Source organism: Streptococcus sp. WM07 (assembly GCF_004570525.1).
Classification (GTDB): Bacteria; Bacillota; Bacilli; order Lactobacillales; family Streptococcaceae; genus Streptococcus.
This window is the reverse complement of the sequence record NZ_SPPZ01000387.1, coordinates 1-216: the sequence shown is the minus strand read 5'-3', so window position 1 is coordinate 216 and position 216 is coordinate 1. Positions and strand designations below refer to the sequence as shown.

The window sequence follows — 216 nt, the reverse complement described above, 5'->3', positions numbered from 1 at the left end:
GAGTAGACAATCCAGGGGATCGTCCACCTGTACCATATGATGACACACCATTGGTACCAGGAGATAACCCCCCATTGCCATATATTCCGGGTTATACCCCGAAAGATCCAGATGGAAATCCCTTGAAGCCAGTTGATCCAACAGATCCAAGTAAAGGTTATGTACCGCCATCAATTACAGATCCAAACGATCCAGCCAAGGATACACCGGTACCTT

The 216-nt window shown here is 47.2% G+C and carries 1 pseudogene; it reads left to right on the top strand.

From position 1 onward, the window contains the following. Nucleotides 1-216, top strand: a pseudogene (locus E4T71_RS09675) (hypothetical protein); the annotation flags it as partial.